Genomic DNA, 25,677 nt, shown 5'->3' with positions numbered 1-25,677 from the left:
GTTGACCATGCTGTCATACAACCAACCCACCGATGCCGCGAGCTTGGGCTCAAGAACGCACCGTTCACAAAAAGAAATTGCTGCGTTGCAAAATCGTGATCTGACTTGCGTCAAAAATATGTCATGCTCAACGGCAAGCTGCGGAATCATTAAGGTTTTGTTATCCATTCCGCTCAACAATCGTCCTTGATTTCGACATTCTTCCGCCGGAGTAAATACAGGCGAGAATCGGAGCAAAAAGCATGTGTCGCTGGGCAGCCTATTGTGGAGACCCCCTCTATCTGGAGGAGCTCGTCTCGTCACCGGCCCACTCTCTAATCGAGCAATCGCACTGCGCTACCCGCGCCAAGACAGCGACAAATGGCGATGGTTTTGGCATAGCCTGGTATGGCGACAGGCCTGAACCCGGCCGATATCGCGACATTCTTCCAGCCTGGTCCGACTGCAATCTGAAGAGCATGGCGCGGCAGATCCGCTCTCCATTGTTTCTGGCCCATGTTCGCGCCTCAACCGGCGGCGGCACGCGGCGCGACAACTGTCATCCGTTCGTGTGGGACAACTGGTCCTTCATGCACAACGGCCAGATCAACGACTTCGAGCGTTTGCGTCGTCCGATGGAAGCCATGCTCGACGACGAGCTTTTCAATGCCCGCTCCGGTACGACGGATTCCGAGCTGATGTTTCTGCTGGCGCTGCAGTTCGGCCTTTGCCAGACACCGATGTCGGCTATGGCCGATACGATCAGCTTCGTCGAAGGCCTCGCCGAGCACATCACCGGTACGGCTCTTGTTCGCTTCACCGCCGCCTTTTCCGATGGCAAGTCGCTCCATGCCATCCGCTATGCCACGGATCGCAAGGCGCCGACGCTCTATGCCGCTCCGCTCGGCGCCGGCAAGGGCTATTGCCTTGTGTCTGAGCCGCTGAACGACGACATCGACAGCTGGGCCGAGATCCCGAACGGCAGCGCTGTGACGATCACACCTGCCGGTGTCGATGTTGCTGTTTTCCAGCCCGAACGGCGCGAAGTGGCACAATCGGTCGCGTTGGCTATTCCGGCCTAAACCGCTCGGCGATCAGTGCCGCCAGCCTTGCCGCCACTTCGTCCTTGCTCATCTCCGGCCACGCTTCCGTGCCTTCAGCGCGGATCAGCGTCACGCTGTTGCGATCTCCGCCCATGATGCCGGTGCCCGGCGAGACATCGTTCGCCACGATCAGGTCGGCACCTTTGCGGGCAAGCTTGGCCTTGCCATTGGCCAGTACATCTTGCGTCTCAGCCGCAAAACCCATGACGAACGTGGGGCGCATAGGGTGATGGCCGATCGTCTTGAGGATGTCGGGGTTTTCGACCAGCGACAGGCTCGGCAGCGGTTGGCCCGCCACCTTCTTGAGTTTCTGGCCAGAGGCATTTTCAACGCGCCAATCTGCCACAGCGGCGACCATGACAGCAATATCGGCCGGCAATGTCTTCACCACAGCCGCAAGCATGTCCTCTGCGCGCTCGACATGGACCGTCTGCACGCCCGATGGATCGGGGATCGATACCGGGCCGGACACCAGCGTCACGTCGGCGCCGAGATCAGCCAGAGCTGCGGCGATGGCGTGTCCCTGGCGGCCTGAGGAGCGGTTGGCAATATAGCGCACGGGATCGATGGGCTCATGCGTCGGGCCGGACGTGACGATTGCGGTGCGGCCTGCAAGCGGCAGTGGCCGGTCCTGGAACAATGCTTCGACGGCGGCGACGATCTGCAGCGGTTCCGCCATGCGGCCGGTGCCGGCCTCACGGCTTTCAGCCATTTCTCCCGCCATCGGTCCGATGAAGCGAATTCCGTCGCCCTGAAGGGTAGCCACATTGCGCGTCGTTGCCGCGTGCGACCACATCTTCGGGTTCATCGCCGGCGCCACGAGCACAGGCCTGTCTGTGGCGAGCAAGATTGTGGAGGCGAGGTCGTCGGCAAGGCCGTGAGCCATCTTGGCCATCAGGTCGGCGGTGGCCGGCGCCACGAGCACGAGGTCGCATTCGCGCGCCAGACGTATGTGGCCGACATCCTGTTCGTCCTGGCGGGAAAACAGGTCGGTGTAGACGTGGTCTGCGGCAAGCGCTCCGACGGCAAGCGGCGTGATGAACTGCTGCGCTCCCGCCGTCATCACCGGGCGCACGGACGCGCCGCGTTCACGCAAGCGACGGATAAGGTCGAGGCTTTTATAGGCCGCGATACCACCGGAAATGATGAGAAGGATGCGTTTGCCCGAAAGAACCATCGCCTGAACCTGTCGCCTGGGTTATTCAGAACACCTAGGGCTTCGACAGGCAACATGCAATCTCCGCCACGGATGGAGAAAAGACCGGTAGCGTCAAAGCTCCCGGGGTCGTATCAGCAGAAACCGTTCAGCTTCAGGATCTTGTGGGCCTCGATAGCGGCCTGCAGGTATGTCTCCGAGCCGCGATCGCCCTCGTTGGCGTCGGGGTGGTGGAGCTTCAGTTGTTCCTTGTACTTGGCCTTGATCTCTGCAGCCGTTGCCGTCTGCGGCAGGCCGAGCGTCTCGAATGCCTTGGCCTCGAGCGTCTTCAGCTTGCGACCGCGCACCTGCGGCTCGTATCGGTCGGCACTGTTGCGCTTTGCTGCGGGGCGTTTGAACTTGTAGGCCTGTGCCGCGCCCGATTTCACCTCGGACTGCGCCGGCGCGTCCTGCGCACCCTTGTTGACGCCCATGCTCCATGTCGGCCGCCCGCCGGTCGCGGCTTCCCGCTGATACCGGGCTATCTCCGCGTCGGAGAGGCCGGACATGAAGTTGTAGCCCTTGTTGTATTCCTTGACGTGCTCGAGACAGAACAGAAAGAATTCTCCTTCTGCCTCGCGGCCGACCGGTGCGCGATGAGTGCCCTTTTTGTCGCAACCGTCCCAATGGCATTTCGGCCCGGAATCGTCCGGTTGCGAGGCAGGCCGCTTGCGTTTTGTCCGGATGCTGTCGAATATTTTTGAATCAAGTCCCATGCCTCCTTATGCAGGCAAGAGCCGTTTCCGGCAAGAACCGCAGAAAAAAATCGTCTGAAATCCGGAGATCAATTCTTATCGGTCAGACATTGCCGCCTCCGATAGGCGTGGCTGCCAGATGACGTCGAGGGTTCGCTCAGGCCAAGGGCTGGCAGAATACGGCTCGTCTACAGAGCCGGCAGCAGGCTCATCAGATTGTCGGTCACGGGCGATCGCTGGCTCTTCAGCATGGCCAGGCCCAGTCGTGCCACCAGAGGCGGGCCGTCGATTTCGCGGTAGACGACGCCGTCGAGCTTGATCTGGGCGATAGAGGCCGGAACGATCGAGACGCCGAGATCGGCCGCCACCAGGTTGACCACCGACGGGATTTGCGGTGCCTCCTGGCTGACCACGAGTTCGAACCCCGCTTCGCGGCAGGCAGCGGCGATGTCGTCGTAAAGGCTGAGGCCCGCGACGCGTGGAAAGAGAATGAACTGTTCCTCGGCAAGCGCCGAAAGCGGCAGACGCGGGGCGGCGGCCAGTCGATGCCCGGTCGGCAATGCGATGACCATGCTCTCGACGGCAAGCATCCGGAGACGCACCTCACGCGGGTTTTCGAGGCCGGGCCGGATGAACGCGGCATCGATCTCGCCGCGCATCAGCCGCTCCATCAGCCCCTTGCTGTTCATCTCCGTCAGCGACAGGCGCACCTCGGGCCAGCGTTTGCGAAACTGGCGTATTGCGCCGCTGACATGGGTATTGAAGGCGGAGGACGCGGTGAAACCGAGCGCCAGGCGGCCGGTTTCACCTCGGTTTGCGCGCTGCGCCGAGAGCTTTGCCCTCTCGGCCGCATCGATCGCCGCCTGCGCCTCCGGCAGGAAGGCCTCCCCGGCGGCGGTCAATTCTGCGCCGTGCGGCACACGGTGAAACAATTGCACGCCGATTTCGGTTTCCAGATCGCGGATCTGCTGGCTGAGCGGTGGCTGGCCGATGCCGAGTTTCCCAGCTGCACGTGTGAAGTTGCCTTCATCCGCCAATGCCAGAAAGTAGCGCAGGTGACGCAACTCCATCGCTATCTCCAAAACAGATTGAAAACGTCTCTTTCATATATTGGACACATGAAGGCGGTTTGACTAGATCAGGGACAAGAAAAGGTTGGTGCTCATGTCCCTTGCCACTCCCCTAAAACCTCTCGCTGCCACACGCCCCGCACTGAAGATCGTTGCAACTTCCGAGGCGCCGCAGTTTCTCATTCGTGGTACGCCCAAATACAAGCGCGCCAGCCTTGCGCTTTTCCTGTCGGGCTTCTCGACCTTCTCGTTGCTTTATTGCGTGCAGCCGCTGATGCCCGTTTTCGCCAACGATTTCGGCGTTACTCCTGCTGCAAGCTCTCTGTCGCTGTCGCTGTCGACAGGCTTTCTCGCCTTCGCCATCTTCATCGCTGCGGCCATCTCCGAAGGCGTCGGCCGCCGCAGCCTGATGTTTGCCTCGCTGCTCGGTGCAGCGCTCTGCACACTCGGCTGTGCGCTCGCGCCCAATTGGCAGACCCTGCTGGTGATCCGTGCCCTGGAAGGTTTTTTGTTGGGCGGTGTTCCGGCCGTCGCCATGGCATACCTGGCGGAAGAGATCGATCCGCGCGGTCTTGGCGCTTCCATGGGCCTCTACATTGCCGGCAATGCGTTCGGCGGCATGGCAGGTCGCGTGGTGACGGGGATGATTGCCGAAAACTTCTCCTGGCGCCCGGCACTGGCAACGGTCGGCATGCTGGGCCTTGCTGCTGCGGTCGGATTTCTCCTGCTGTTACCAGCCTCGCGTAATTTTACGCCCCGTAAGGGCTTCAATGCGGCGTTCCATATGAGCGCCTGGCTCGGCCATCTCCGCAACCCGGCGCTTCCTTGCCTGTTTGCCATCGGCTTCCTGATCATGGGATCCTTCGTCACGGTCTACAACTACGCCGGCTTCCGCCTAGTCGCCGCTCCATTCAATCTCAACCAGACGGAGCTTGGCCTGATCTTCACGGCCTACTTGTTCGGCATAGCCGCCTCCTGGGCAGCTGGATTGCTGGGCGACCGATTCGGGCACTTCCGCGTCATGCCGGTCGGCATCCTGATTGCCGCAATCGGTGGCCTCGTGACGTTGTCATCATCGCTTCCGCTGATCATCTTCGGAATCGTAATGGTGACCATCGGCTTCTTCGGAGCCCATTCGGTCGCCAGTGCGCTCGTCGGACGGCTGGCACGCGACACCAAGGGCCACGCCTCGTCGCTCTACCTGCTGTCCTACTATTTGGGTTCCAGCATTGCCGGTTCGCTTGGCGGTTATTTCTGGCTGGCAGACGGCTGGTCGGGCGTAATCAGTTTCAACCTGCTGCTGCTCGTCGCCTGCATGACGGCGGCGCTCGCGGCGGCGAGGTTTGCCCGCCGCTAGTCCGATACCTGTTGCAGATACAACATCAAAACGGCTGGCCGGCCCGGGCAACGGCTGCCTTGCGCGCTGCCGAGTTTCGAAGGCCGCTCCACAGATACCATGCCACTGCCACCAGTATCAGGCTGGCGCCTGCAATCGTCGAATTGCCTGGCCATTCGGAAAAGGCAAGCCATACCCAGAGCGGGCCGAGAACGACGTCCATCAATCCGATCAAACCGGCTTCGCCCGACGGAATATAGCGGCCGCCGGTCATGTAAAGCAGGTAGGCGATCCCTGAGGTCGTCGATCCAAACAGGGCGAGGATCGCGAGATCCGACGGGCTCGGTAATGCATGCGACATCAGCGGCAGGCAGAGCAGCACGCAGAGGCCGGAGCCTAGGGCGTTGACCGGTGCCATCCGCAACGAGGGGTGTTTGCGCGCCATGACCAGGAGGATGCTGAAGGTGACCGTCATCAGCAGGGCGAGTGCGTTGCCTGCGAGATCTGTCAGTCGCGCCGCAAAGCCCGCGACCACGAGAACGCCGAGGAAAGCGACGCAACTGGCACTCAGAACGCGCCGCTCCACTTTTTCGCCGATCAGCAGATAGGCAAGCCCTGCTGCGATGAAAGGCACCGTGGCGTAGATCGACAGGACATTGGCAACGGTCGTCAGTTTCAGCGATGCCACGTAACCAAACATCGACAGCGCCGAAAACAGCCCGAGCAGGGCGTATATTCCATAAGGCGTGGCTGCGGTCGGCGGCGCGGCGCGCCGTCCGAACAAGGAAATTATGACCAGCGTCAGCCCGCCGAAGAAGGAACGCCAGCCCAGCGTTGTCCAGACATCCATATCGAGCATGCGGACAAAAAGTCCGGCGCTGCTCCACATCACCGTCGCAACGGTGACGAGCACGAGTCCGTAGGTACGGGGTTTCATTGATTCTCCGCATGTCTGGAGCTTAATGATCTGAAAAATATGTAGAAATATATCGTGTCTGTACCGGTCGCGCGCCTGGGCCAACCACCTTGCAGATAGCCTAGCAGATGTCGGCCCGAACGCAGGATATTGCTGGCGACAATCGATTTCGCAATTGGGACCGTTGCGACATGATGGCGTCGCTCATAAACAGGGCGGGAGCCGACGCACCAGGCAGGTCGGCGGCAGGAGCATGTCTTGAGACATCTGTATCTGATCGGGATCGGCACCGGTAATCCGGAGCATATGACCGTTCAGGGCATCAACGCCCTGAACGCCGCAGACGTCGTGTTCATAGCCGAAAAGGGAGACGCCAAGAGCGGGCTCGCCGATGCTCGCCGTGAAATCTGTGCCCGCTACCTGACACGTCCGGAAACACCCGTGATCGCCTACGATGTGCCCGTGCGCCAGACGAAAGACCGATCCTACCGCGAGGGCGTCGATGCCTGGCACGCCGACATCGCCCTGGTCTATGAGAAAATGCTGTCGGAGGCGATGACAGAGGATGGCTGCGCTGCACTTCTAGTCTGGGGAGACCCGGGCCTCTACGACAGTACCATCCGCATCCTGCAGCGCGTGATGGCCCGGGGCAATGTCGCCCTCGACTACAGCGTCGTTCCCGGCATTACGAGCATTCAGGCCTTGACGGCCAGGCACCGTATCCCCCTCAATCTGGTCGGCAAGCCGGTCGAGATCACCACCGGGCGACGACTGGCAGCGCGCTTTCCGGAACTGGAAGGCACAGCGGTCGTCATGCTTGACGGCGAGCAGGCCTTTGCCAGGCTCGACGACCCCGATGCCTATATCTATTGGGGTGCCTATCTCGGGAGCAAGGACGAGATCGTCCTTTCCGGTCGTCTTCACGAAGTGGCGCAGACGATTGTCGAGACCCGCGCTGCGGCCCGTGCCCGGCACGGCTGGATCATGGATATCTACCTGCTCCGCAAGGGGCAGGATTTCGACGACTGAGCAGGCCCAGCCGTGCCTGCCAAATTGTTTGCCTCAAGGACGGGATGATGTAAGGAGACAACAGGAAAGGGTGTGGATATGGCGATAGATGGGCAAACGATGGCCGAAACGGGTCTCGCTGTGCCGCGCGTCGGTCTTGGCCATGACGTGTCGTTGCCGTCCCGCCTCGTCCGCGGTGCCTGCCCCTCGCTGGCCACCCCCATGCAGACCGGCGACGGCCTGCTCGTCCGGCTCCGGCCGTCGACTGCGGGCCTGACTGTCTCCCAGTTTCGCCAGCTCGCCAGCGCCGCCGCAAGACATGGAAACGGCCTGATCGAGGTCACCGCCCGTGGAAACCTGCAATTGCGTGGCCTCGCCTGGGAGACGGTGCCGCGCCTCGAAGCCGACATAGCCGCTGCCGGCATCGTGCCCGTTACCGGCCTGACAATCGAAACGCCACCGCTGTCCGGCCTCGATCCCGATGAAATCGCCGATGCGCGCAGCATGGCCGCACGCCTCGGCGAGGCCGTTGCGAGTCTTCCCGCGCAACTGGTGCTAGCCCCAAAATTGTCGATCATCGTCGATGGCGGCGGCCAATTGGTTCTCGATCATGTCACCGCCGATATCCGCCTCTCGGCAATACCGAGCGTCGATGCAACGCCGCTCTGGCAGGTGGCCGTGGGAGGAACGCGTGCCACGGCGCTCCCGGTGTTGCTCGGTTCAGACGAGCAGGCCCTGTCGGCGGTCCTCGATCTGCTGAAGAGCCTAGATGCACGTGGCCCCCGCGCGCGCGGCCGTGACTTGGCCGAAAGCTATCGTGGCGAAAAGGAGAGGCTCGCCAATGCCTCTTTGGATATTCAATCTTCAAAGTCCTGTGTCGGCATCCATCCGCTGGGTCCGACGTCGGTCGCACTTGGCCTGCAACTGGCTTTCGGTCAGATCCACGCCGTCGAGCTGACTGCCTTTCTCGATGTCGCAAAGGCGAAGGGCATTACTGAAATCCGGACGGCACCCGACCACGCGCTTCTGCTCTTGGGCGCGTCGGCCGATGTCATGGCCGAGATACAAGCACAGGCTGCGGACTTCGGCTTCTGGACCGACGCCAATACTCCGGCCGGCTCCATTGCCACCTGCGCCGGCGCCGGCGGGTGCGCTTCGGGCACATACCGTACCAAACATCTGGCGGCCAAGGTGGTAGGCTGGGTCCCCGAATTGCTGGATGGCTCAGTCGTGCTCCACCTTTCTGGCTGTCCAAAAGGCTGCGCCCACCCCGCCGCGAGTGCCCTTGCGGTCGTCGGCATGCATTCCGGTTTCGGCATCGGCGTCAATGAGAAAGCCTCGGGCGTCCCAGCCGTTTTCGTCGACGAATACGGACTGCAAACCGCCCTGGAGAGTCTGGCACGAATGGTCGCAGCTACGAAAGCGGCTGGCGAATCGGTCGGGGACTGCCTTACACGGCTTGGCAGCGACGCGACCGTCGCCGCGTTGAGACAGGAATAGGCATGGTTGACTACGATTATATCCATCAGGGCGACGCGATCTACGAAAAATCCTTCGCGATTATCCGGAGCGAGGCGGACCTGTCACGCTTCTCGGAAGACGAAGCCGATGTCGCCGTTCGGATGATCCATGCCTGTGGCCTCGTCGAAGCGGCCGCCCATTTCCAGTTTTCTCCCGATTTCGTGACCTCGGCCCGTGCAGCGCTTGCTGCCGGCGCTCCGATCTTCTGCGACGCCGAGATGGTGGCGCAGGGCGTCACCCGCGCCCGGCTGCCCGCCAAGAACGATGTCATCTGCACGCTTCGCGATCCGCGCACGCCTGGCCTCGCGAAGGATAGCGGCAACACCCGTTCGGCTGCCGCCATGCATCTCTGGGGCGAACGCTTGGGCGGCTCCGTGGTGGCCATTGGCAACGCGCCGACGGCTCTTTTCCATCTGCTCGAAATGCTGCGCGACGGCGCCCCGAGGCCGGCGGCGATCATCGGCATGCCGGTCGGCTTTGTCGGCGCTGCGGAATCGAAGGATGCGCTGGCGGAATATTCCTATGGCGTTCCCTATGGCATTGTCCGTGGTCGGCTTGGCGGCAGCGCCATGACTGCGGCAGCCGTCAACGCCCTGGCGCGAGGCGGCCTATGACCCTTGTTTCGACCGGTTGCCTGATCGGCGTCGGCACCGGTCCCGGCGATCCCGACCTACTGACCGTCAAGGCCGTCAAGGCTCTGGAGCGGGCAGATGTCGTCGCCTATTTTGCCAAGGCCGGTCGCCATGGCAACGGACGCACGGTTGTCGATGATCTCCTGCGGGCGGACGTTACGATGCTGCCGCTCTACTATCCCGTCACCACAGAGATCGACCGACACCACGAGGATTACAAGCGGCAGATTACCGCGTTCTACGATCTCTCGGCCGAGGCGGTCGCCGCACATCTCGACGCCGGACGCACCGTTGCCGTCCTCAGCGAAGGCGACCCGATGTTCTATGGCTCCTACATGCACCTGCATGTCAGGCTTGCGCACCGTTACCCGACAGAGGTTATCCCCGGCATCACGGCGATGTCCGGCTGCTGGTCGCTGGCCGGCATGCCCATCGTCCAGGGCGACGATGTGATGTCCGTGCTGCCTGGCACTATGGAGGAGGCCGAGCTGGCCCGCCGTCTGGTGGACACGGAGGCCGCAGTTATCATGAAAGTCGGCCGCAACCTGCCCAAGATCCGCCGTGCGCTTGCCGCCTCCGGTCGGCTTCACCATGCCGTTTACGTCGAGCGCGGTACGATGAGAAATCAGTCGGTGACGCAGATGATCGAGCGCGACGACAGCGAGGCGCCGTATTTTTCGCTGATTTTGGTGCCCGGCTGGGAACGCGGTTCATGACCGGCCGCCTTTATGTAATCGGCACGGGGCCGGGCAATCCCGAGCAGATGACGCCGGAGGCCATGGCAGCCGTCGAGGCCTCGACCGAGTTCTTCGGCTACGGCCCTTATCTTGACCGGCTCTCGCTGAGGCCGGACCAGTTGCGGATCGCGTCTGACAACCGCGAGGAAATCGATCGCGCCAAGGCATCGCTGGAGCGGGCTGCGGCAGGTTCGACAGTCTGTGTCGTCTCCGGCGGCGATCCCGGCGTATTCGCCATGGCCGCCGCCGTCTGCGAGGCGATCGACAATGGGCCGGAACACTGGCGCAATATCGACCTTGTCATCGTTCCAGGCATCACTGCGATGCTGGCGGTGGCAGCGCGTCTTGGAGCGCCGCTCGGCCATGATTTCTGTGCTATGTCGCTGTCCGACAACCTCAAGCCATGGGATCTGATCGAGCGGCGGCTGATGCTTGCAGCGCAGGCCGGTTTCGTCATCGCGCTCTACAATCCGATCAGCAAGGCACGTCCCTGGCAGCTGGGTCGCGCTTTCGAGATTTTGCGCCTGGCCCTGCCGCCGACGACACCCGTGATTTTCGGCCGTGCGGCAGGACGCCCGGACGAGAGGCTGGCCATTGTCCCGCTGTCGGATGCCGATGCGTCGGTCGCAGACATGGCGACCTGCGTCATCATCGGATCGCCGGAAACGAAGATCGTCAGACGGCCGGTCCTGCCGGACCTGGTTTACACGCCGCGTTTTGCTTCGCCGGAGACAAAATGATCGATCCGTGCCAGCGCAGTCTCGAGCGAAAAGACCGATGCCACGTTGGTGGCCGCGCTGCGGGCAATCATCAGCACGGGAATGCCGAGCAGCCTTGCCGCCTCGATCTTGGCATAGGTGGCGCTTCCACCGCTGTTCTTGGCAATGACGCAATCGATCAGGTGCAGCTTCATGAGGCGCAGTTCGGCGTGAAGGTCAAAGGGCCCGCGTTCCAGGATGCTGACGACATCGGGTGCGAGCAGAGGCGGATCGACGGGATCGACGCTGCGCACAAGATAGAAGTGCTGCGGGAAGAGATCAGCCCTATGCGCCTCCTGCCGGCCGACGGCCAGAAATACGCGGCGTGGTATGGGTCCGAGCGCGGAAAGGGCGGCCGTCACATCCGCTACCTCGTGCCAATGGTCGCCGGCAACGCGCTGCCAGGCTTCGCGGCTGAGGGCAAAGATCGGAGTGCCCGATATCGTCGCGGCGGTAGCGGCGTTTGCGGATATCTGGGTGGCAAAGGGGTGTGTGGCATCGACCACGAGATCGATGGCTTCAGCCTTCAGAAACGCGGCCAGGCCTTCGCTGCCGCCAAACCCGCCGGTGCGAACCGGAGCGTTCTGGGGGAGGGGATCCTTCGTCCGTCCGGCCAGCGACAGCAGCACGTCGATGCCATCGCGTTTCGCCAGCGTCTCCGCCAGCAGCCGCGCCTCCGTCGTGCCACCCAGAATAAGGATGCGAGTCCTGCCCATGTCTGAGACGCTTTCTTCGTTGCCAACGCAATGGCTCACCCTTATCGGCCTCGGCGAGGACGGTCCAGCCGGCTTGACCGAGGAAACCAGGCAACGGATTGCCTCTGCACCGATCGTCTACGGTGGGGCCCGCCACCTGGAGCTGGTGGCGCCACTGATCGGCGGCGACACCCACAGCTGGCTCAGCCCGTTCGAGCGCTCGATAGATCACCTGCTTGCCCGGCGTGGACGGCCTACCGTCGTCCTGGCATCGGGCGACCCCTTCTGGTTCGGGATCGGCGCCACCCTCTCGCGCTTCATTCCGCCCGAAGAAATGTACGTCATCCCGGCGCCGTCGGCTTTCAGCCTGGCAGCAGCAAGGCTGGGCTGGCCGATGCAATCGGCGACGCTCCTGTCTCTGCATGGCCGTCCCATCGATCTTCTCCGGCCCCATCTCCATCCCGGCCGAAAGATCATCGCGCTGACCTCTGATGCCACCAGTCCGGAAGCGATAGCCGCACTTCTGACAAGGCTCGGCTTCGGTCGCTCGACGCTGACGCTGCTGGAGGCGATGGGCGGACCCCGCGAGCGGGTAACCCTGCACCAGGCATCAAGCTTTTTACTCGAGGATATCGACGCCTTGAATGTGATGGCGGTCGAGGTCGTCGCCGACCGGGATGCACGGCTGTTGCCGCTGGCGCAAGGCCTGGACGACGCCCTGTTCAGCCATGATGGCCAGATCACCAAGCGGGAGGTCCGGGCGATGACGCTGTCGGCGCTGGCCCCCCGTCACGGCGATCTACTCTGGGATATAGGCGCCGGCTCTGGCTCGGTCTCCATCGAATGGTTGCTGGCCGATCCGAGCCTGCGGGCAATCGCCATCGAGGCGGTGCGGGAACGCGCCGCGCGTATCCGCCGGAATGCCGACGATTTCGGCGTGCCGATGCTGCAGCTGGTCGAAGGCATGGCGCCTGAAGCCTTGACCGGGTTGGCCCAGCCAGATGCGATCTTCATCGGCGGCGGCGGCAGTGAGCCCGGGGTGATGGAGGCTGCAAAGGCAGCCTTGAAACCGGGAGGCCGGCTCGTTGCCAATGGGGTAACCACCGAAATGGAAGCCGTGCTGCTTGCTGAATATGCCCGTCACGGCGGATCGCTGACAAGGATCGACATCTCACGTGTCACAGCCATCGGCACGATGCATGGATGGCGTCCGGCGATGCCGGTGACGCAATGGTGCTGGACCAAGCCTGAAACCACAGAGATTGCCCAATGACAGTCCATTTCATCGGCGCCGGACCTGGCGCCGCCGACCTCATCACCGTGCGCGGCCGCGACCTCATCGCAAAGTGCCCGGTCTGCCTCTATGCCGGCTCGCTGGTGTCGAAGGACCTGCTTGCCTACTGCCCGCCGGACGTGCGCATTATCGATACGGCGCCGCTATCGCTCGATGAAATCGAGACGGAATTCCGGCGCGCCAATGAGGCAGGCGAGGATGTTGCGCGCCTGCATTCCGGCGATCTGTCGGTCTGGAGCGCGGTCGCCGAGCAGATCCGCCGGCTGAACGCATGCGGTATCGACTACACGATGACCCCCGGCGTTCCGGCATTTGCTGCGGCAGCCTCGGCGCTCGGTCGCGAGCTGACCATACCGGCCGTGGCGCAGAGCTTGGTGCTGACCCGCGTCTCCGGCCGTGCCTCACCGATGCCATCGGGCGAGACATTGCAGGCTTTTGCCGTGACGGGGTCGACGCTTGCCATTCACCTGGCCATCCATGCCTTGCCTAAGGTGGTCGAGGAACTGATGCCGCACTACGGCGCCGATTGCCCCGTTGCCATCGTCGTCAAGGCGTCCTGGCCCGACGAGCGCATCCTGTGCGGCCGGCTGGATAATATCGAAGCAAAAGTTGCGGCCGAGCCGATAGAGCGCACCGCGCTGATTTTTGTCGGGCGGTCGCTTGCATCCGACGACTTTCGCGAAAGCGCGCTGTACGACCCTGCCTACCAGAGACGGTTTCGCGACCGGGAGTAGCGCAATCCCCTATCTCCCGACTGGCGCAAATAACTATGAACCAGAACGGATCTCGCTTAAACTCCAGCGTGGAAATCGGTTCTGTAGCGGCCGATTTTCTCCCCACTGCTATTTCCAATGTTTGCCGCGAGTAATCATGAACGTCACCAAGAGCGGCTATATCTTCACGATCGTCGCTATCACGCTTTTTTCCATCCAGGACGGCATATCGAAGCATCTGGCCGGCGCCTATCCTCCCTTTCTGGTGGCAATGATCCGCTACTGGACATTCGCCCTGTTCGCCATCGCCCTTGCCGCCCGTTCACGCGGCGGTCTCGCGGTGACGGTGCGCACCAAGCGCCCGTGGCTGCAGATCCTCCGCGGCCTGCTTCTTGCGGCGCAGATCGTCATCGTCATCCAGTCCTTTGCGATGGTGGGGCTTGCCCGTTCCCAGGCGATTTTCTCGTCCGGCCCGTTGATCGTTGCGCTGCTATCGGTGCCGATCCTCGGAGAAAAAGTGGGCTGGAGGCGCTGGACGGCGATTTTCGTCGGTTTTCTCGGCGTATTGCTGATCCTCAAGCCGGAAAGCGGATTTTTCGACGTCCGGTTTCTGGTTCCGTTGTCCTCGGCCCTTCTGTTCTCGTTCTACGTCATCGTTACCCGCCTGGTCAGCCGGCAGGACACGTCGATGACCAGTTTCTTCTACACCGGAGTGGTTGGCGCAATCGCCATGAGCTGCATCGGGCCGTTCTTCTGGATGCCGCTGACGCCCCATGACTGGATCTGGATGGGGCTGCTCTGCCTGACGGGCATGTCAAGCCATTACTGCCTGATCCGCGCCTATGACCTGCTGGATGCCGTCGTTATCCAACCGCTGACCTATCTGCAGCTGGTCTACGCCGCCATCATCGGGGTCGTCGTGTTCGGGGAGGTCTTGACGGCAAACATGGTGGTTGGCGCCGCAATCGTGGTCGGTGCCGGGATGTTTACCGTGTGGCGGGAGAATGTCCTCGCCAAACGAAGGGCCGGGCACTGAGGCCCGGCCGCGCAAGGATCAGTTTTCGTGGTAGTATGATGTGTAGCGCGAGTAGTAATATTCGCTCGAGCCGTGGGCACGATAGAGCTTCATCTTCTCCGTATCGACCTTGTTGAGGATAACGCCTGCGCACTTGCTGGCGATTGCCGGTTCCGAGGTGAACATGCTGCGGACAACCTTGCGCGATGTCTTGCCCCACTCGACGACGAACAGGAAGGCATCGATGTTGGGGCTGATTGCCCGCGCATCGACGACGGGTCCGAGCGGCGGAAGGTCGATGACGATATAGTCGAAGTTCGCCCTCGCCATGTCGAGCAGCGCGTTCATCGCCGGTGACGACAGCAGTTCTGACGAGTGTGGCACCCGCCGCTTGACGATGGCAGGCAGGAAGGCGAGCTTGGTCTTTTGGTCGATCAGCAGCAGATCCTGGATCGGTCGGCGTTCCAGAAGTGCTTCCAGCAGGCCGGCCTCCGCATGCCGGCCGATGCTCCGGGTGGCACCAGGATTGCGCAAGTCGGCGTCGATCAGCAGTGTTCGCGCACCTTGCATCGCAAGCAATTGCGCAAAGTTCATAGAGATCGTCGATTTCCCTTCGCCCGGCAGGCTGGACACGATGCCAACGACCTTGGCCATCCGCTCGCCGCTTTCGACATCGATGGCGATCTTGGCGCTGCGCATCGTCTCGGCGAAAGCTGAAAGCGGATGCTCGGCAACATAGTTCGAAACGCCGTTCACCTGCCTTATACTGCGCGGATGATCCTGTACGATCTCGGCGGCCGTTACCGGTTTGACGATCGGCGCGATACCGAGATACTCCTGATGCAGGCTGTCGCGTACCTGGTCGCCGGTGCGGAAGAAGCGGTCGCGGAATTCCCTGAACACCCCGATGCCGCCACCGACGATACCGCCAAGGATGATCGACAGTGCAAGCACGATGATCTTCTTCGGCTTGCTGGCGCCGATCGGGAAAGTCGCCTTGGTGATCACGCGGGCTTCGGTGATCGGAAACGACTCCTGCTGGGAAGCCTGCTGGTAGCGGGTGAGGAAGCTCTGATAGAGATCGCGGTAGGTATCGCGCGTCCGCTCCAGTTCGCGCAATTGCACCTGCGCATCGCTGGCCGTCGCCGAAACCGTCGTCGCCGAGGCAACGCTGTCGGCCAACGACTTCTCGCGCGCCTTGGCGACATCGAGGTCGTTGCGATAGCTCTGGGCAATACGACCGAGCTCCTCGAACATCAGGCGCTGGTATTCCTGCATTTCACCACGCAGACGCACCGCCTGCTCGTGATCAGGCCCGAGCCGGCGGGCAATGTCCGCCTGCATCTTCGAGGCGTCGAGATACTTCTTGCGCAAGTCGTTGATCGTCGTGCTTCCCAGCACATCGGAAACCACGGCATCCATGTTCTTGGACTGGATGATGGATTCGACGCGGTCATATTTTGCCTGCGCCGCTGCCGTGTCTCCCTGGGCCGTTGTCAACGCAGTATTCAGCTGTGACAGCTGCTGGTCGCTGACAAGCTGGCCACTGGTCTCCACCAGTCCGTTGTCGGACCGGAATTTCTGGACGGCCAGGTCGGATGCGAGCGACTTCTTGCGCAGTTCCTCGATGCGGTCCTGCAGCCAGTCGCTGGCACGCCGGGTCGCGTCGTATTTCGAATTCAGCTTGTCGACTAGGTAGGCATCCGCGATGCCGTCCGCGATCTGCTGGGCGAGCTTGGGCGAGGGGGATGTGTAGCTGATCGAGAGCACGAAGGAGCGGTTGACGCGCTCGACAAGCATGTTCCGCTCGATCTGGGCTGCAGCATTCTCAAGTTTTACTTCGGCTTCGTCGACAGGAACTGGAGGCGTTCCAAGCCCAAGCCAGGATTTGATCTTGATAGACCCGATGAGCTTGCTGATCCAGGAGGGGCCCTTGCCGACGAAATCGGGATTGTTCAAGAGGTCGAGCTTCTGGATAACGGCAACCGCAATCGTGTCCGATCGAAGCACTTCGACCTGGGTGAGGATGTTGCCTTCTTCGTCCACGGACCCCGGTGGCACGGTCGTGTCCGTCATCTGGTTGACGATGGTGGACGTGCCATGGTCGATCAGCACGCTGGTGTTTGCCGTATACTGCGGCGTGGCCAGCAGCAGGTAGACGATACCCAGCACGATAAAGGCGCCGATGGCAGCGGCAACGACCTTCCATTGCCGCCGGGCGGCAGCAAGGATGCGGTCGAGATCGATGATCTCGGAAATCTCGTCGTGGTCGAAGCCGGCCCAGCTGTCGGTGTTGGACTTTTTGGGTGATAGCAAAGAGCGATCTCCTACTCTCGGTGGCTGAGCGTTTCATCCTCCGGCCACGCCGGAGGAGCACATAAAAGAGGCAAAAGCCCTGGGTCTGGCCGGTCTTGCCGAACCGCGTTTCAGGCGGTCCGGCAAATTTGTCGGTCTATAGTTCGCGTATCGATTTGCGCGTCGTAACGGCATCGCTTGTCGTTCCCGCCGCCGTCGATGTGACGGAGTTGGCGATGTCGAGGAACTTCAACAGTTCGACGGAGTCGGAGTTGGAGATGTAGATGACATCCTTGTCCTCCATCGCGAACTTCTGAGCAGCAAAGAAGCCGGCTGGATCACGCAAGTTGGCACGGAAAACGACAGGCACCAGTTCGTCGCGGAAGTGCGTGGTGTCGACTCCCATTTGACGCAGCAACGTCTTGTCGACCAGGCGGTACAGCAGCACCTGCGCCGGATTTGCCTGCGTATCGAGCGCGCCTCCGGCCTTGCCCAGACCATCCGCCAGGGTCAGGTTTTCATCGTCGAAGGTGTAGCGTCCGTTGGCGCCGGTCGCACCGAAGGCGACGTAGCTACGCGGATGATGATCGGCAATGACGGTGTCCATCGGCGACACGAAGATGTTTTCCGACGGGTTCTTCAGCAGTGTCTCGTAAGGAACGGTGACGGTCTTGCCCCGGCGCTGCAGGGTGATGTTTGTTTCCATCGCCGCAGTCGACAGGCCACCGGCCTGAGAAATGGCATCAAGGACGCGTTCACCGGCCGGGCTGAGTTCTACCTTTGCCGGTGCGTTTACGTCACCGAGAACGGAGACCTGGCTTGAGTTGCTGGTGACCGTCGTGATCACCACCTGAGGCTCGATTGCCCGGCTGGAGAGCTTCTTGACGATATCCGCCTCGACCTGCTCCTTGCGCTTGCCGGCAGCGACGATGCGTCCGGCATAAGGAACGCTGATCGTTCCGCCACGGTCGATCGTCTGACTTGGAATGGTCACAAAATTGCCGGCGCGGCTGCCGGCATCTGCAGGAATGAACAGGCCGCCTGCCTGGGATTCAAAGATCGTCACCTGCACCACGTCGCCATAGCCAAGCGGGATGTCAGGAGCAGAGGAACGCGAAGTGCCGAAGGTTGCCTTCAGCGATGCACTCGCCTTCCCGTCGAAGTATTTCAATGTGTTCTGGTTGAGGTCGACCAGCGCGTAGTCGATGCCAACCTTGCGGTCTTTCGACGAAACCTTGACGAGCGCCTGGGTGTCGATCAGGCCGGCATCCGGTCCCGAGCGAGGGAGCGAGGTGCAGCTGGACAGCATGACCATCAGCGCAACAACGGAGCCTCGACGTATACGGATAGTGGTCTTCATGCCCAATCCCATCTTCATCCCCCCGTAAGCAGCCCCCTGGGCAGATCGATAGCAGGCTTTATTTATAAATTCGATGAGCAACCGGCCGCGCCACTTCAGGTTTTTGCCAGTGGCACCATGGAAGACGATCGGCGGAGTGGGATTTGGCGTGGAGAATGACAATCCTGCTTTCGACTGGATGGTGGAAGACGTCCAGTCCTTCATCGCAGGTACGCTGTCGGTTACAAACAAAGCATTCATAGATCGCGGTACTCTTTATTCGCCTGCATCAGGCTCGGGATAACGAAAACACATGGCAGCTCGATGTCAGTTGGCATCAGACGAACCTCCTCAGGATAGTCTTGCGGAACGGGATCTCGATAAATCGGCAGGTGAGCCAGCCCAGGATCACGGCAGCGACGATCGCCGCCAGGAAGCATAGCCAGCTTGCAACGGGCTTTGTCGGATCGATGCCCAGGACGAGCGGTGCCAGTTTCATCCACAAGCTGATCCCCACGACGCTGACCAGGGCGTGCGTCATATACAGGCTGTAGGAAATCTTGCCCAGAAACAGGGCAGGTCGGTTTGTGAACACAAGCGCGGACCCCGGAGATTGCAGGACGGCGAGGACGAGAACCGGCGCCAGCAGCACTGAAAACGAGGCGATGGACGGAGCGCTCAAGATGACAAGAAGCGCGGCGATGACTGCCCAGACGGTCCATCGGGCGGACAAAAAGTGACTATAGGAGAGATTGAGGCGAAACAGCGCCATCCCGGCAACAAATAGCGGCAGCACGCGCAGCAGGACCACGGGCGAGTTGGTCGGATACTGATCGGTGTGCATGTCGATGTTGTAGAGCGCGAACGCGCCGAGGCAGCAGAGCGTCAAGATCACCACGGAAAAACGCGCGCTCCACCGGCTGGCAAGAACTGCCACGAACGGAAAGATCACATAGGCATGCCATTCGGCACTGATCGACCAGGATGGGAAATTCCATGTCCGATGATCGATCCACGGACCATGCAGCATGAAAAATGCCGCGAGCGCAGAATTCCATGAGTAGCGCCCGTCGATCGAGGTGAAATCCGGTTTGGCGTGAATGAACGGCAGCAGCGCCAGTATCAGGATGCCCATGGCAAACAGGTGCACGGGATAGAGGCGCGCGATGCGGGCCGCAAAGAAGTCGCGAAAGTCTGCCCAGCGCACTTTATCTGAGAATGCCGTTCCATAGACGTACATCATCACAAAGCCGCTCATGATGAAGAACACGTCTACCGAAAACCAGGCCTGCGACAGGATCGGCAGATAGGCCGTCAGGGTGCCTGCGACCTGCGCGAACGGATCCTGCAGGTGATACACCACGACGAAAAGTGCTAGGATGCCGCGAAGGCCATCCAGTTGCTCCAGTCGTGCACGGCGCTGCTTCGGCGCGTTTCCCCCGCGAACGTCGGTCGCTGGTGCCGCGTCTGCATTGGCTACGGCTATCGCTGCTGCTTGCGAGGTCATGCAGAAAATCCTCCTGTCAGAGGATCAGTAAAGCAAGCGGCGTGCCGTGTGCGGATAAGGGAGACGTTATCGCTCAAGCGGCGTTCTCCTCGGCTGTCGCGGCGAACTCGGGCGTCGCCTTGTCCTCGACCAGGAAGGCTGCCAGCCACATCGCTCCCGCAAGGCAGGCGTGACTTGCAAGGAACGCCATCACCAGGCCGGGAACGCCGGCAATGTTCACCCCGAGTGCCATCAACAGTCCGAAACCGAAAGTGGCGCAGAGCGAGATGAAGGCGCGAATGCCCTGCTTTCCCGCACCGGTGAGCGCGTCGGCCGGCGGATATTGCAAGGCGATCAGCGGTAGGGCAAGCCCGAGCATAGCAGAGATATTCGCCATGCTGGCAAAGTCCTTGCCGAGCGCAAAGGGCGCAAGGTAGCCGGCGGCAGCGACTGCGATACTGGAGGCAATGCCCACTCCGAAGAGCATGGGCGTAATCTTCAGCGCATAGCTGCGGCTCGCAGCAAGTCCGCTTTTGCCGTGAACGAAGAAATTGGGATAGGTGATGCGGGTGACCACCTGGAGGGGGAACAGCCCGAGCGCCAGCACGCGCGAGGCGGCGCCGTAGATCCCGACGCTGGCCGCATCGGCGAACCGGCCGAGAATGATGCGGTCGAAGTTTCCCTGCGATGCACGGGCCGCCTGGTTGACGCAGAATGCGCCGCCGGCCTTCCACTCCTGTCGCTTCAGCATGAAATCCGGCCGCCCGTAGAGCTTCACCACGAGCGCGATGTAGACAAGCGAAGTCACTGCGCATTGTGCAAACGCGACTTCTATCCAGCCGCCGAGATCGGTCAGCCCCAGAAGGCCGAAATAAACGAGTGCAAGCAGCATCCGCACGGAGGCTGTGGTCAGCCGTATCCAGCCCGCCCTTACGGTATGGCGATGCGCAACCATGATCAGCTCGACGGACGCGGCAATTCTGTTGAGCGCCACTTCGCCGACAATGATTGCCAGCACATGCCAAATCTCGATCTGCGTCTGCATGAAACTGACCGCAACGACCACACCCGCGGCAACGACGACAGGGAACGTGGCTGCAGCAAGAATCAGGAGGTTGCCGAAATAGGAAGAGAATTTCTGAGGCTCGCGCGACACCGCCCGCACCAGCAGGTCGGCGCCACCGAAGCCGACCAGTTCGACGCTGACGACCGTGACGGCAAGGATCGCAGTGTATGAGCCGAAAGCCTCGACGCCCAGGCCGCGTGCCGTTACCGCAAAGGCCACAAGCTGTACGGCAAGCGCTGACACCGTCGGCATCAGGGCGCCAACGAAGGTCATCAGTTTGAAGCGGCTCTCGAGATGACGGACAAACGTCATCAGTCGTTTCAGCATGCCTTCCCGGCTCCTTGCTTGGTCCTAAAACAGGCGGGCGTGGCAGCCCGTCCTCGCTGCATCAGCGGCAAACCCTGCCGCTGTCTTCCGGTTTCTGGGTGTCGGACGGCTTGGCTTCGTCGGGCTTCGGCCTGGCATATTCTACAAAGACATCACCGAAATGTGCATTGTAGCGACCGCGAACCTTGTCGTATTCCAGCATCCAGCCGAGCATTCGAGATTCAGGCTCGCGCTGCAGGAGAGGATAGAGAACCAGCCGCGCTGTCAGCCCGAGTGTCTTCGCCAGGCTCTTGCGCCCGCCGCCACCGAGGCTCTCCCAGCGAACGGCATGGTTGCCGACGCGAAAACGTCGCTGCCGCATCCAGGCGATGGAAGCGCGAGATTGCGGCACTTCCTCATAGACGAAGGCTTCTTCCGACCAGGCCATCTTCATGCCGGCAAAGAACAGGCCACGGAAGAACACCGTGTCGCCGCCGCCCGAAAGTCCGAATTCCTCATCGAAAAGCGGCCTCGGGATGGCCGCAACAGCTTGCAGGTCGATCAGGAAGTTGCAGGTGCAGAACACGAACGGCTTGCCGTTCAGGAACTGCTTATCCACTGACCAGTAGCGGGAATATTTGCGCAGATGGGCTGCGTTGTCCGGGAATACCGGGCGCACCGGACCGCCGACCACGGCAGCGCCCTCGGACGCTTGTGCCTTCAGCATTTCGCTGAGCCACTCCGGCGACGGCCATTCGTCGTCGTCGATCATAGCGACGAACCGCAGGTTCAGCTTTTCGGCTTCGTCAAAAACGGCGTTTCGGGCTGCCGAGATGCCCGGATGTGTCTCGATCCGGTAGTGGACCTTCAGTCCCGATTGCTCGGAAAAAGCGGCAACGCTCGCAGCAACAGCGGGATCCTGCCCGTCGTTGTCGGCGATGATGATCTGCGGCGGCGACGACAGTGCCTTGGCGCTAATGGCAATGTGATCGAGAAGCCTCATCAGCGATGGCAGGCGCTTATAGGTGCACAGGCCAACCGCCAGACCCTCGCGGGGCCCCTTCGTACTCACATGTGTGTCAGGTGTCGTCACGGTCTCTCCTTGACGTTAAGTGTATCGCGCGGTGCTTCCGCCGAGCAGGCCGACGGCCCGTCCTGCGTAATGCGCCGTTGAAAGCATTCCCTGTGCGACCGCGTTCCGGTCGCGGCGAAACCCGGCGCCGATCGTTCGCAGCAACGAAGAGGCAAAGCCCTTGAACGCTGTGGTGTATGTCTTGCGCGGCCCGTCGTAGAAGCGATCGATCTGCGACATGTAGATCCCGGTCGTATAATATCGCGAGAGCACGCTGCCATGCGACAGCCTGTTTTCAGGCGTCGGCTCGAAGACCACAGCCTCGTCGCACCAGGCGATCCTGCCACCGCTCTGCCTTACCCTGCGGAACAGATCGTAGTCCTCGCCCCCGGACGCACTGTATTCGTTGCGAAACAGCGGTGCCGGGGCAAGCGCCAACAGTTTTCGCGAGATCAGCAGGTTTTGTGTTGTGTTCAGTGAATCAACCAGGCCGGTCTTCCAGCGCCGGCGCCGGGCAAAAATGCTGTTGCGGGCGAGAATATTTGCGCCCTCGGGCAGCACCCCCTCGACCGGTCCGCCGGTGAGATGGGCATCATAGGTTTCGCCGCACGCGACGATACGAGCCAGCCAGCCTTCGGACACGTAGCCGTCATCGTCGAGCATCGCCAGCCAGCGCCAATCCGGCACAAGATCGGTCACCGCGCTCACCAGCCCGTTACGCACTGGAGCCAGCCCGCGTTCCGGAATTGGGACATAAAAACAACGCGGAAAATTCGCCGCAAAGGCAGTGACAACTGCCTTCGTATCGTCGGAACATCCATTGTCCGCTACAACCAGCCATACGCTCTGGTTAATTTCGTTAACCAAACTCGACAGAAGTTTTTGCAGCAGTTCCGGCCGCTTAAAAGTGGGAATGCCGATCACAATATCAGCCATCTAGTGCAATCTCGTTTGTCAAGGTTGTCGTCCTAGCCTGGGTCCAGTCTATAGTGCAATGCAGCATTAGGCTATGGCAAATCGGTAAATTTTCCTCTACAGTCCGCTTCTAAGTGCGGGTCTTTGGCCGGTTATTCAATGAATACGCTATTATTATCAATGGCATATATCTCGGTGTAGGCCTGTCGAAGATGTCGATGCGTAAGCCCTCGGAACACCACCTGAGAAACCAAGCGGGATGGGAATTTAGATGGTTCGAAGTGTTTTGGTTGCTATTCCGACGCTGAACGAAGCTGCTCATATAGAGGCTGTCCTGGATCAGCTTTACGTCGATCTTCCCGACTGCAATATACAATTTGTAATTGCAGATGGCGGAAGCACCGATGGCACCGTGGATGTCGTTCGGCGCCTCGAAAAGCAGCGTGATCACCTTTCGCTCGTTCACAATCCGCAGCGTCTCCAGAGTGCCGGTGTAAACCTCGTCGTGCGCCAGTTTGGGCAGGATAAGGACGTGTTGGTTCGTTGCGATGCACATGCGTCTTACCCGAGGGGCTTTCTCCGCTCACTGGTCAATAGCCTGCACGGGGTCGAAGCAGACTCCGTCGTCGTGCCGATGGATTCGGTCGGAAACGGCTGCCTGCAGCGCGCTGTCGCCTGGGTTTCGGACTCACCGATAGGCTCCGGCGGATCTGCGCACCGGGGCGGTCGCCAGAGCCGTTTCGTCGATCACGGCCATCATGCCGCTATGCTGATGGAAAGTTTTCGCCGCGCAGGCGGATATGAAGAGACGTTCACCCACAACGAGGACGCGGAATTCGATTGCAGGCTGCGCGCGCTCGGCGGCAAGATCTATCTCGATACCGATATCCGCATCGAGTACCAGCCGCGCGCAACATTCGCCAAACTTGCCAGGCAGTATTTCAATTACGGCAAGGGTCGCTCCCGCACTGTTCGCCGTCACCCGACATCGTTCAAGATCCGCCAGTTCGCCGTTCCGGCTTTCATGAGTGCCTGTGCTGCGGCAATCGTTCTGAGCCCGCTGTTTCCCCTGCTGCTGATGGTGCCGGCCTTCTATGTCTTCGTACTGGCGGTGACCTCGGTTGCCATCGCCTTCAACAAGCGATCTGCCTGCGGCCTGCTGGCCGGGCCTGCCGCTTTTACAATGCATGCCTCATGGGCGCTTGGCTTCATCACCGGGATCCTGACGCTGCGGGAAGCCCAGTGGCAGCCGGACAAATCCTATAGTGGCCTGGGAGAAGCTGTTTGAATTCCGTAACGGAAAAAACGCCCATGCGGGCCTTGCTGATCGACCCCTCGCTGTTCACTCCGGCCTACGACGCCGGATTGACGCGTGGGCTGCGCGCCGTCGGTGTGGCGCCCTATTGGGCAGCGCGGCCGTTGCGCAAGGGGGAGCAATCCGAGATCACGGTCGCCGATATCGGCATCACCTTCTATCGCGGCGTCGAAGCTATCCCCGCGAAATGGAACAAGCTGCGCGGTCTGGCCAAAGGCCTGTCGCACATCGTCGATCTGGTTCGCTTGGTAGCCCATGTCCACCGTCGCCGCCCGGCGGTCATGCACGTGCAATGGGCCGTCCTGCCTTTGTTCGATGCCTTGGCGATGCGCCTTGTGCGCCGTGTTTGCCCGGTCATCATGACCGTCCACGACACGGTACCATTCAATGGCGAGAAGATCTCCTTTCTGCAGAACTCTGGCTTCGACATGCCGATTGCTGCTGCAGACCACGTCATCGTCCACACTCGCGGCGCTCGCCAGAACCTGATTGCGCGCGGCATCGCCGAAAGCAAGGTCTCCATCGTCCCGCATGGTCCGCTGACGCTCAATGTCGAGCCTGCCCCTCTCGCGCCCGGTGCGATCCGCGATCCGCGCTGGACGTTCGTCATGTTCGGCCAGATCAAGCCGTACAAGGGACTTGATGTGTTGATCGAGGCGCTCGGCCAAGTGCCGCAGGCACTCCGCCAGCGTGCCCGCGTCGTCATTGCCGGTGCAGCCCACATGGACATGGCGCCGATCAAGGAGCGCATTGCAGCCCTCGGTCTGGAGGATGTCGTCGAATTGCGCCTTGGCCGGCTGGACGAAACCCAGATGGCATCGCTTTTCGAGGAAGCCGACAGCTTCCTCTTTCCCTACCGGCAGATCGACGCCAGCGGCGTCTACTTCCTCTTGAAACCGACCGGCAAATGGATGATTGCATCCGACGTCGGTATCTTTGCCGAAGACATGCAGGAGGCCAACGGCGCGCTGGTGCCACCGGCGGATGCCAATGCGCTGGCAGCAGCCCTTGCCGATGCCATCGAGCGTCGTCCGGAGATCAGGATCACCGCCGGCGGCGATTGGACCAGCATTGGCGAGCGCACCTTGGAAATTTATCACGAGGCGATGCGCCAGCGCGGCGCCGTCGTGGCTGGCCTGCCGTCGCCGGCCCGTTCCTCCGTTCTCTAGTCCCAGAAGGGTTCTTCCCACTTGCAGCAGCCCCAGAAGAAGCAAAT

Annotated in this window: 23 protein-coding genes; 12 read left to right on the top strand and 11 right to left on the bottom strand. The window is 61.3% G+C overall.

The genetic code is table 11. From position 1 onward, the window contains the following. The first annotated feature begins 242 nt into the window (after window positions 1-242). Window positions 243-1,061 (top strand): class II glutamine amidotransferase, encoded by an 819-nt coding sequence (locus J5278_RS17875; protein WP_209182546.1) that lies wholly within the window; start codon window positions 243-245, stop codon window positions 1,059-1,061. On the opposite strand, the gene coaBC is transcribed toward J5278_RS17875, so the two are convergent. The 3 genes from coaBC to J5278_RS17860 all read right to left on the bottom strand — a co-directional run bounded on the left by coaBC (window position 1,048) and on the right by J5278_RS17860 (window position 4,042). Then, window positions 1,048-2,259, bottom strand: a complete 1,212-nt coding sequence (gene coaBC / locus J5278_RS17870; RefSeq protein WP_209182547.1) for a bifunctional phosphopantothenoylcysteine decarboxylase/phosphopantothenate--cysteine ligase CoaBC — start codon at window positions 2,257-2,259, stop codon at window positions 1,048-1,050. The genes J5278_RS17875 and coaBC overlap by 14 nt on opposite strands. A 113-nt stretch (window positions 2,260-2,372) precedes the next feature. After that, window positions 2,373-2,993 carry a J domain-containing protein gene (locus J5278_RS17865; protein WP_142823751.1) on the bottom strand — a complete coding sequence of 207 codons (621 nt, stop codon included), beginning with the start codon at window positions 2,991-2,993 and terminating at the stop codon, window positions 2,373-2,375. Between the two features lie 167 nt (window positions 2,994-3,160). Further along, window positions 3,161-4,042, bottom strand: a complete 882-nt coding sequence (locus tag J5278_RS17860) for a LysR family transcriptional regulator (protein ID WP_209182548.1) — start codon at window positions 4,040-4,042, stop codon at window positions 3,161-3,163. 94 nt (window positions 4,043-4,136) lie between these two features. Between J5278_RS17860 and J5278_RS17855 the strand changes: the two genes are divergently transcribed. Continuing rightward, the gene (locus J5278_RS17855; protein ID WP_209182549.1) at window positions 4,137-5,399 is read left to right on the top strand and encodes an MFS transporter; all 1,263 of its coding nucleotides are present in this window, start codon (window positions 4,137-4,139) and stop codon (window positions 5,397-5,399) included. 25 nt (window positions 5,400-5,424) lie between these two features. On the opposite strand, the gene J5278_RS17850 is transcribed toward J5278_RS17855, so the two are convergent. Then, window positions 5,425-6,315 (bottom strand): DMT family transporter, encoded by an 891-nt coding sequence (locus tag J5278_RS17850; RefSeq protein WP_209182550.1) that lies wholly within the window; start codon window positions 6,313-6,315, stop codon window positions 5,425-5,427. A gap of 237 nt (window positions 6,316-6,552) precedes the next feature. Between J5278_RS17850 and cobF the strand changes: the two genes are divergently transcribed. The 5 genes from cobF (at window position 6,553) to J5278_RS17825 (ending at window position 10,932) form a co-directional block, all read left to right on the top strand. After that, window positions 6,553-7,323, top strand: coding sequence for a precorrin-6A synthase (deacetylating) (gene cobF, locus J5278_RS17845; RefSeq protein WP_209182551.1), 771 nt, complete (start codon window positions 6,553-6,555; stop codon window positions 7,321-7,323). A 78-nt stretch (window positions 7,324-7,401) separates the two neighbouring features. Continuing rightward, window positions 7,402-8,802, top strand: a complete 1,401-nt coding sequence (gene cobG / locus J5278_RS17840; protein ID WP_247748977.1) for a precorrin-3B synthase — start codon at window positions 7,402-7,404, stop codon at window positions 8,800-8,802. A gap of 2 nt (window positions 8,803-8,804) precedes the next feature. Further along, window positions 8,805-9,437: a precorrin-8X methylmutase gene (locus J5278_RS17835; RefSeq protein WP_209182552.1), complete on the top strand. Its 633-nt coding sequence runs from the start codon at window positions 8,805-8,807 to the stop codon at window positions 9,435-9,437. After that, complete coding sequence (locus J5278_RS17830; protein WP_209182553.1) at window positions 9,434-10,171, top strand: precorrin-2 C(20)-methyltransferase; 738 nt, start codon at window positions 9,434-9,436, stop codon at window positions 10,169-10,171. The genes J5278_RS17835 and J5278_RS17830 overlap by 4 nt, the downstream gene beginning before the upstream one ends. Next, complete coding sequence (locus J5278_RS17825) at window positions 10,168-10,932, top strand: precorrin-3B C(17)-methyltransferase (RefSeq protein ID WP_209182554.1); 765 nt, start codon at window positions 10,168-10,170, stop codon at window positions 10,930-10,932. Before J5278_RS17830 ends, J5278_RS17825 begins: the two co-directional genes overlap by 4 nt. Here the strand turns inward: J5278_RS17825 and J5278_RS17820 are convergent. Further along, complete coding sequence (locus tag J5278_RS17820; RefSeq protein ID WP_209182555.1) at window positions 10,896-11,666, bottom strand: cobalt-precorrin-6A reductase; 771 nt, start codon at window positions 11,664-11,666, stop codon at window positions 10,896-10,898. The genes J5278_RS17825 and J5278_RS17820 overlap by 37 nt on opposite strands. Between J5278_RS17820 and cbiE the strand changes: the two genes are divergently transcribed. The 3 genes from cbiE (at window position 11,665) to J5278_RS17805 (ending at window position 14,688) form a co-directional block, all read left to right on the top strand. Further along, the gene (gene cbiE / locus J5278_RS17815) at window positions 11,665-12,918 is read left to right on the top strand and encodes a precorrin-6y C5,15-methyltransferase (decarboxylating) subunit CbiE (protein WP_209182556.1); all 1,254 of its coding nucleotides are present in this window, start codon (window positions 11,665-11,667) and stop codon (window positions 12,916-12,918) included. The genes J5278_RS17820 and cbiE overlap by 2 nt on opposite strands. Next, complete coding sequence (gene cobM, locus J5278_RS17810; protein WP_209182557.1) at window positions 12,915-13,673, top strand: precorrin-4 C(11)-methyltransferase; 759 nt, start codon at window positions 12,915-12,917, stop codon at window positions 13,671-13,673. Before cbiE ends, cobM begins: the two co-directional genes overlap by 4 nt. Before the next feature lie 136 nt (window positions 13,674-13,809). Continuing rightward, entirely contained in the window at window positions 13,810-14,688 is an 879-nt protein-coding gene (locus tag J5278_RS17805; RefSeq protein WP_209182558.1) for a DMT family transporter, read from the top strand. A gap of 18 nt (window positions 14,689-14,706) precedes the next feature. Here the strand turns inward: J5278_RS17805 and J5278_RS17800 are convergent, their stop codons facing one another. The 6 genes from J5278_RS17800 to J5278_RS17775 all read right to left on the bottom strand — a co-directional run bounded on the left by J5278_RS17800 (window position 14,707) and on the right by J5278_RS17775 (window position 23,167). Beyond that, window positions 14,707-16,983 carry a polysaccharide biosynthesis tyrosine autokinase gene (locus J5278_RS17800; RefSeq protein ID WP_209182559.1) on the bottom strand — a complete coding sequence of 759 codons (2,277 nt, stop codon included), beginning with the start codon at window positions 16,981-16,983 and terminating at the stop codon, window positions 14,707-14,709. Between the two features lie 136 nt (window positions 16,984-17,119). Continuing rightward, the gene (locus tag J5278_RS17795) at window positions 17,120-18,322 is read right to left on the bottom strand and encodes a polysaccharide biosynthesis/export family protein (protein WP_209182560.1); all 1,203 of its coding nucleotides are present in this window, start codon (window positions 18,320-18,322) and stop codon (window positions 17,120-17,122) included. Between the two features lie 316 nt (window positions 18,323-18,638). Continuing rightward, window positions 18,639-19,808, bottom strand: coding sequence for an acyltransferase (locus J5278_RS17790; protein ID WP_209182561.1), 1,170 nt, complete (start codon window positions 19,806-19,808; stop codon window positions 18,639-18,641). Window positions 19,809-19,881: 73 nt separating this feature from the next. After that, window positions 19,882-21,180: a lipopolysaccharide biosynthesis protein gene (locus J5278_RS17785; protein ID WP_209182562.1), complete on the bottom strand. Its 1,299-nt coding sequence runs from the start codon at window positions 21,178-21,180 to the stop codon at window positions 19,882-19,884. A 61-nt stretch (window positions 21,181-21,241) separates the two neighbouring features. Further along, window positions 21,242-22,252, bottom strand: coding sequence for a glycosyltransferase family 2 protein (locus tag J5278_RS17780; RefSeq protein ID WP_209182563.1), 1,011 nt, complete (start codon window positions 22,250-22,252; stop codon window positions 21,242-21,244). Between the two features lie 15 nt (window positions 22,253-22,267). Continuing rightward, the gene (locus tag J5278_RS17775; RefSeq protein WP_209182564.1) at window positions 22,268-23,167 is read right to left on the bottom strand and encodes a glycosyltransferase family 2 protein; all 900 of its coding nucleotides are present in this window, start codon (window positions 23,165-23,167) and stop codon (window positions 22,268-22,270) included. Between the two features lie 250 nt (window positions 23,168-23,417). On the opposite strand from J5278_RS17775, the gene J5278_RS17770 reads away from it, so the two are divergent. Both J5278_RS17770 and J5278_RS17765 read left to right on the top strand, forming a co-directional pair. Then, window positions 23,418-24,434, top strand: coding sequence for a glycosyltransferase family 2 protein (locus tag J5278_RS17770; RefSeq protein ID WP_209182565.1), 1,017 nt, complete (start codon window positions 23,418-23,420; stop codon window positions 24,432-24,434). After that, window positions 24,431-25,630: a glycosyltransferase gene (locus J5278_RS17765; RefSeq protein WP_209182566.1), complete on the top strand. Its 1,200-nt coding sequence runs from the start codon at window positions 24,431-24,433 to the stop codon at window positions 25,628-25,630. Before J5278_RS17770 ends, J5278_RS17765 begins: the two co-directional genes overlap by 4 nt. Window positions 25,631-25,677 lie beyond the last annotated feature (47 nt).

This window comes from Rhizobium sp. B21/90 (genome assembly GCF_019355815.1).
Lineage (GTDB): Bacteria > Pseudomonadota > Alphaproteobacteria > Rhizobiales > Rhizobiaceae > Rhizobium > Rhizobium rhododendri.
This window is presented reverse-complemented; position numbering and strand designations above follow the sequence as displayed.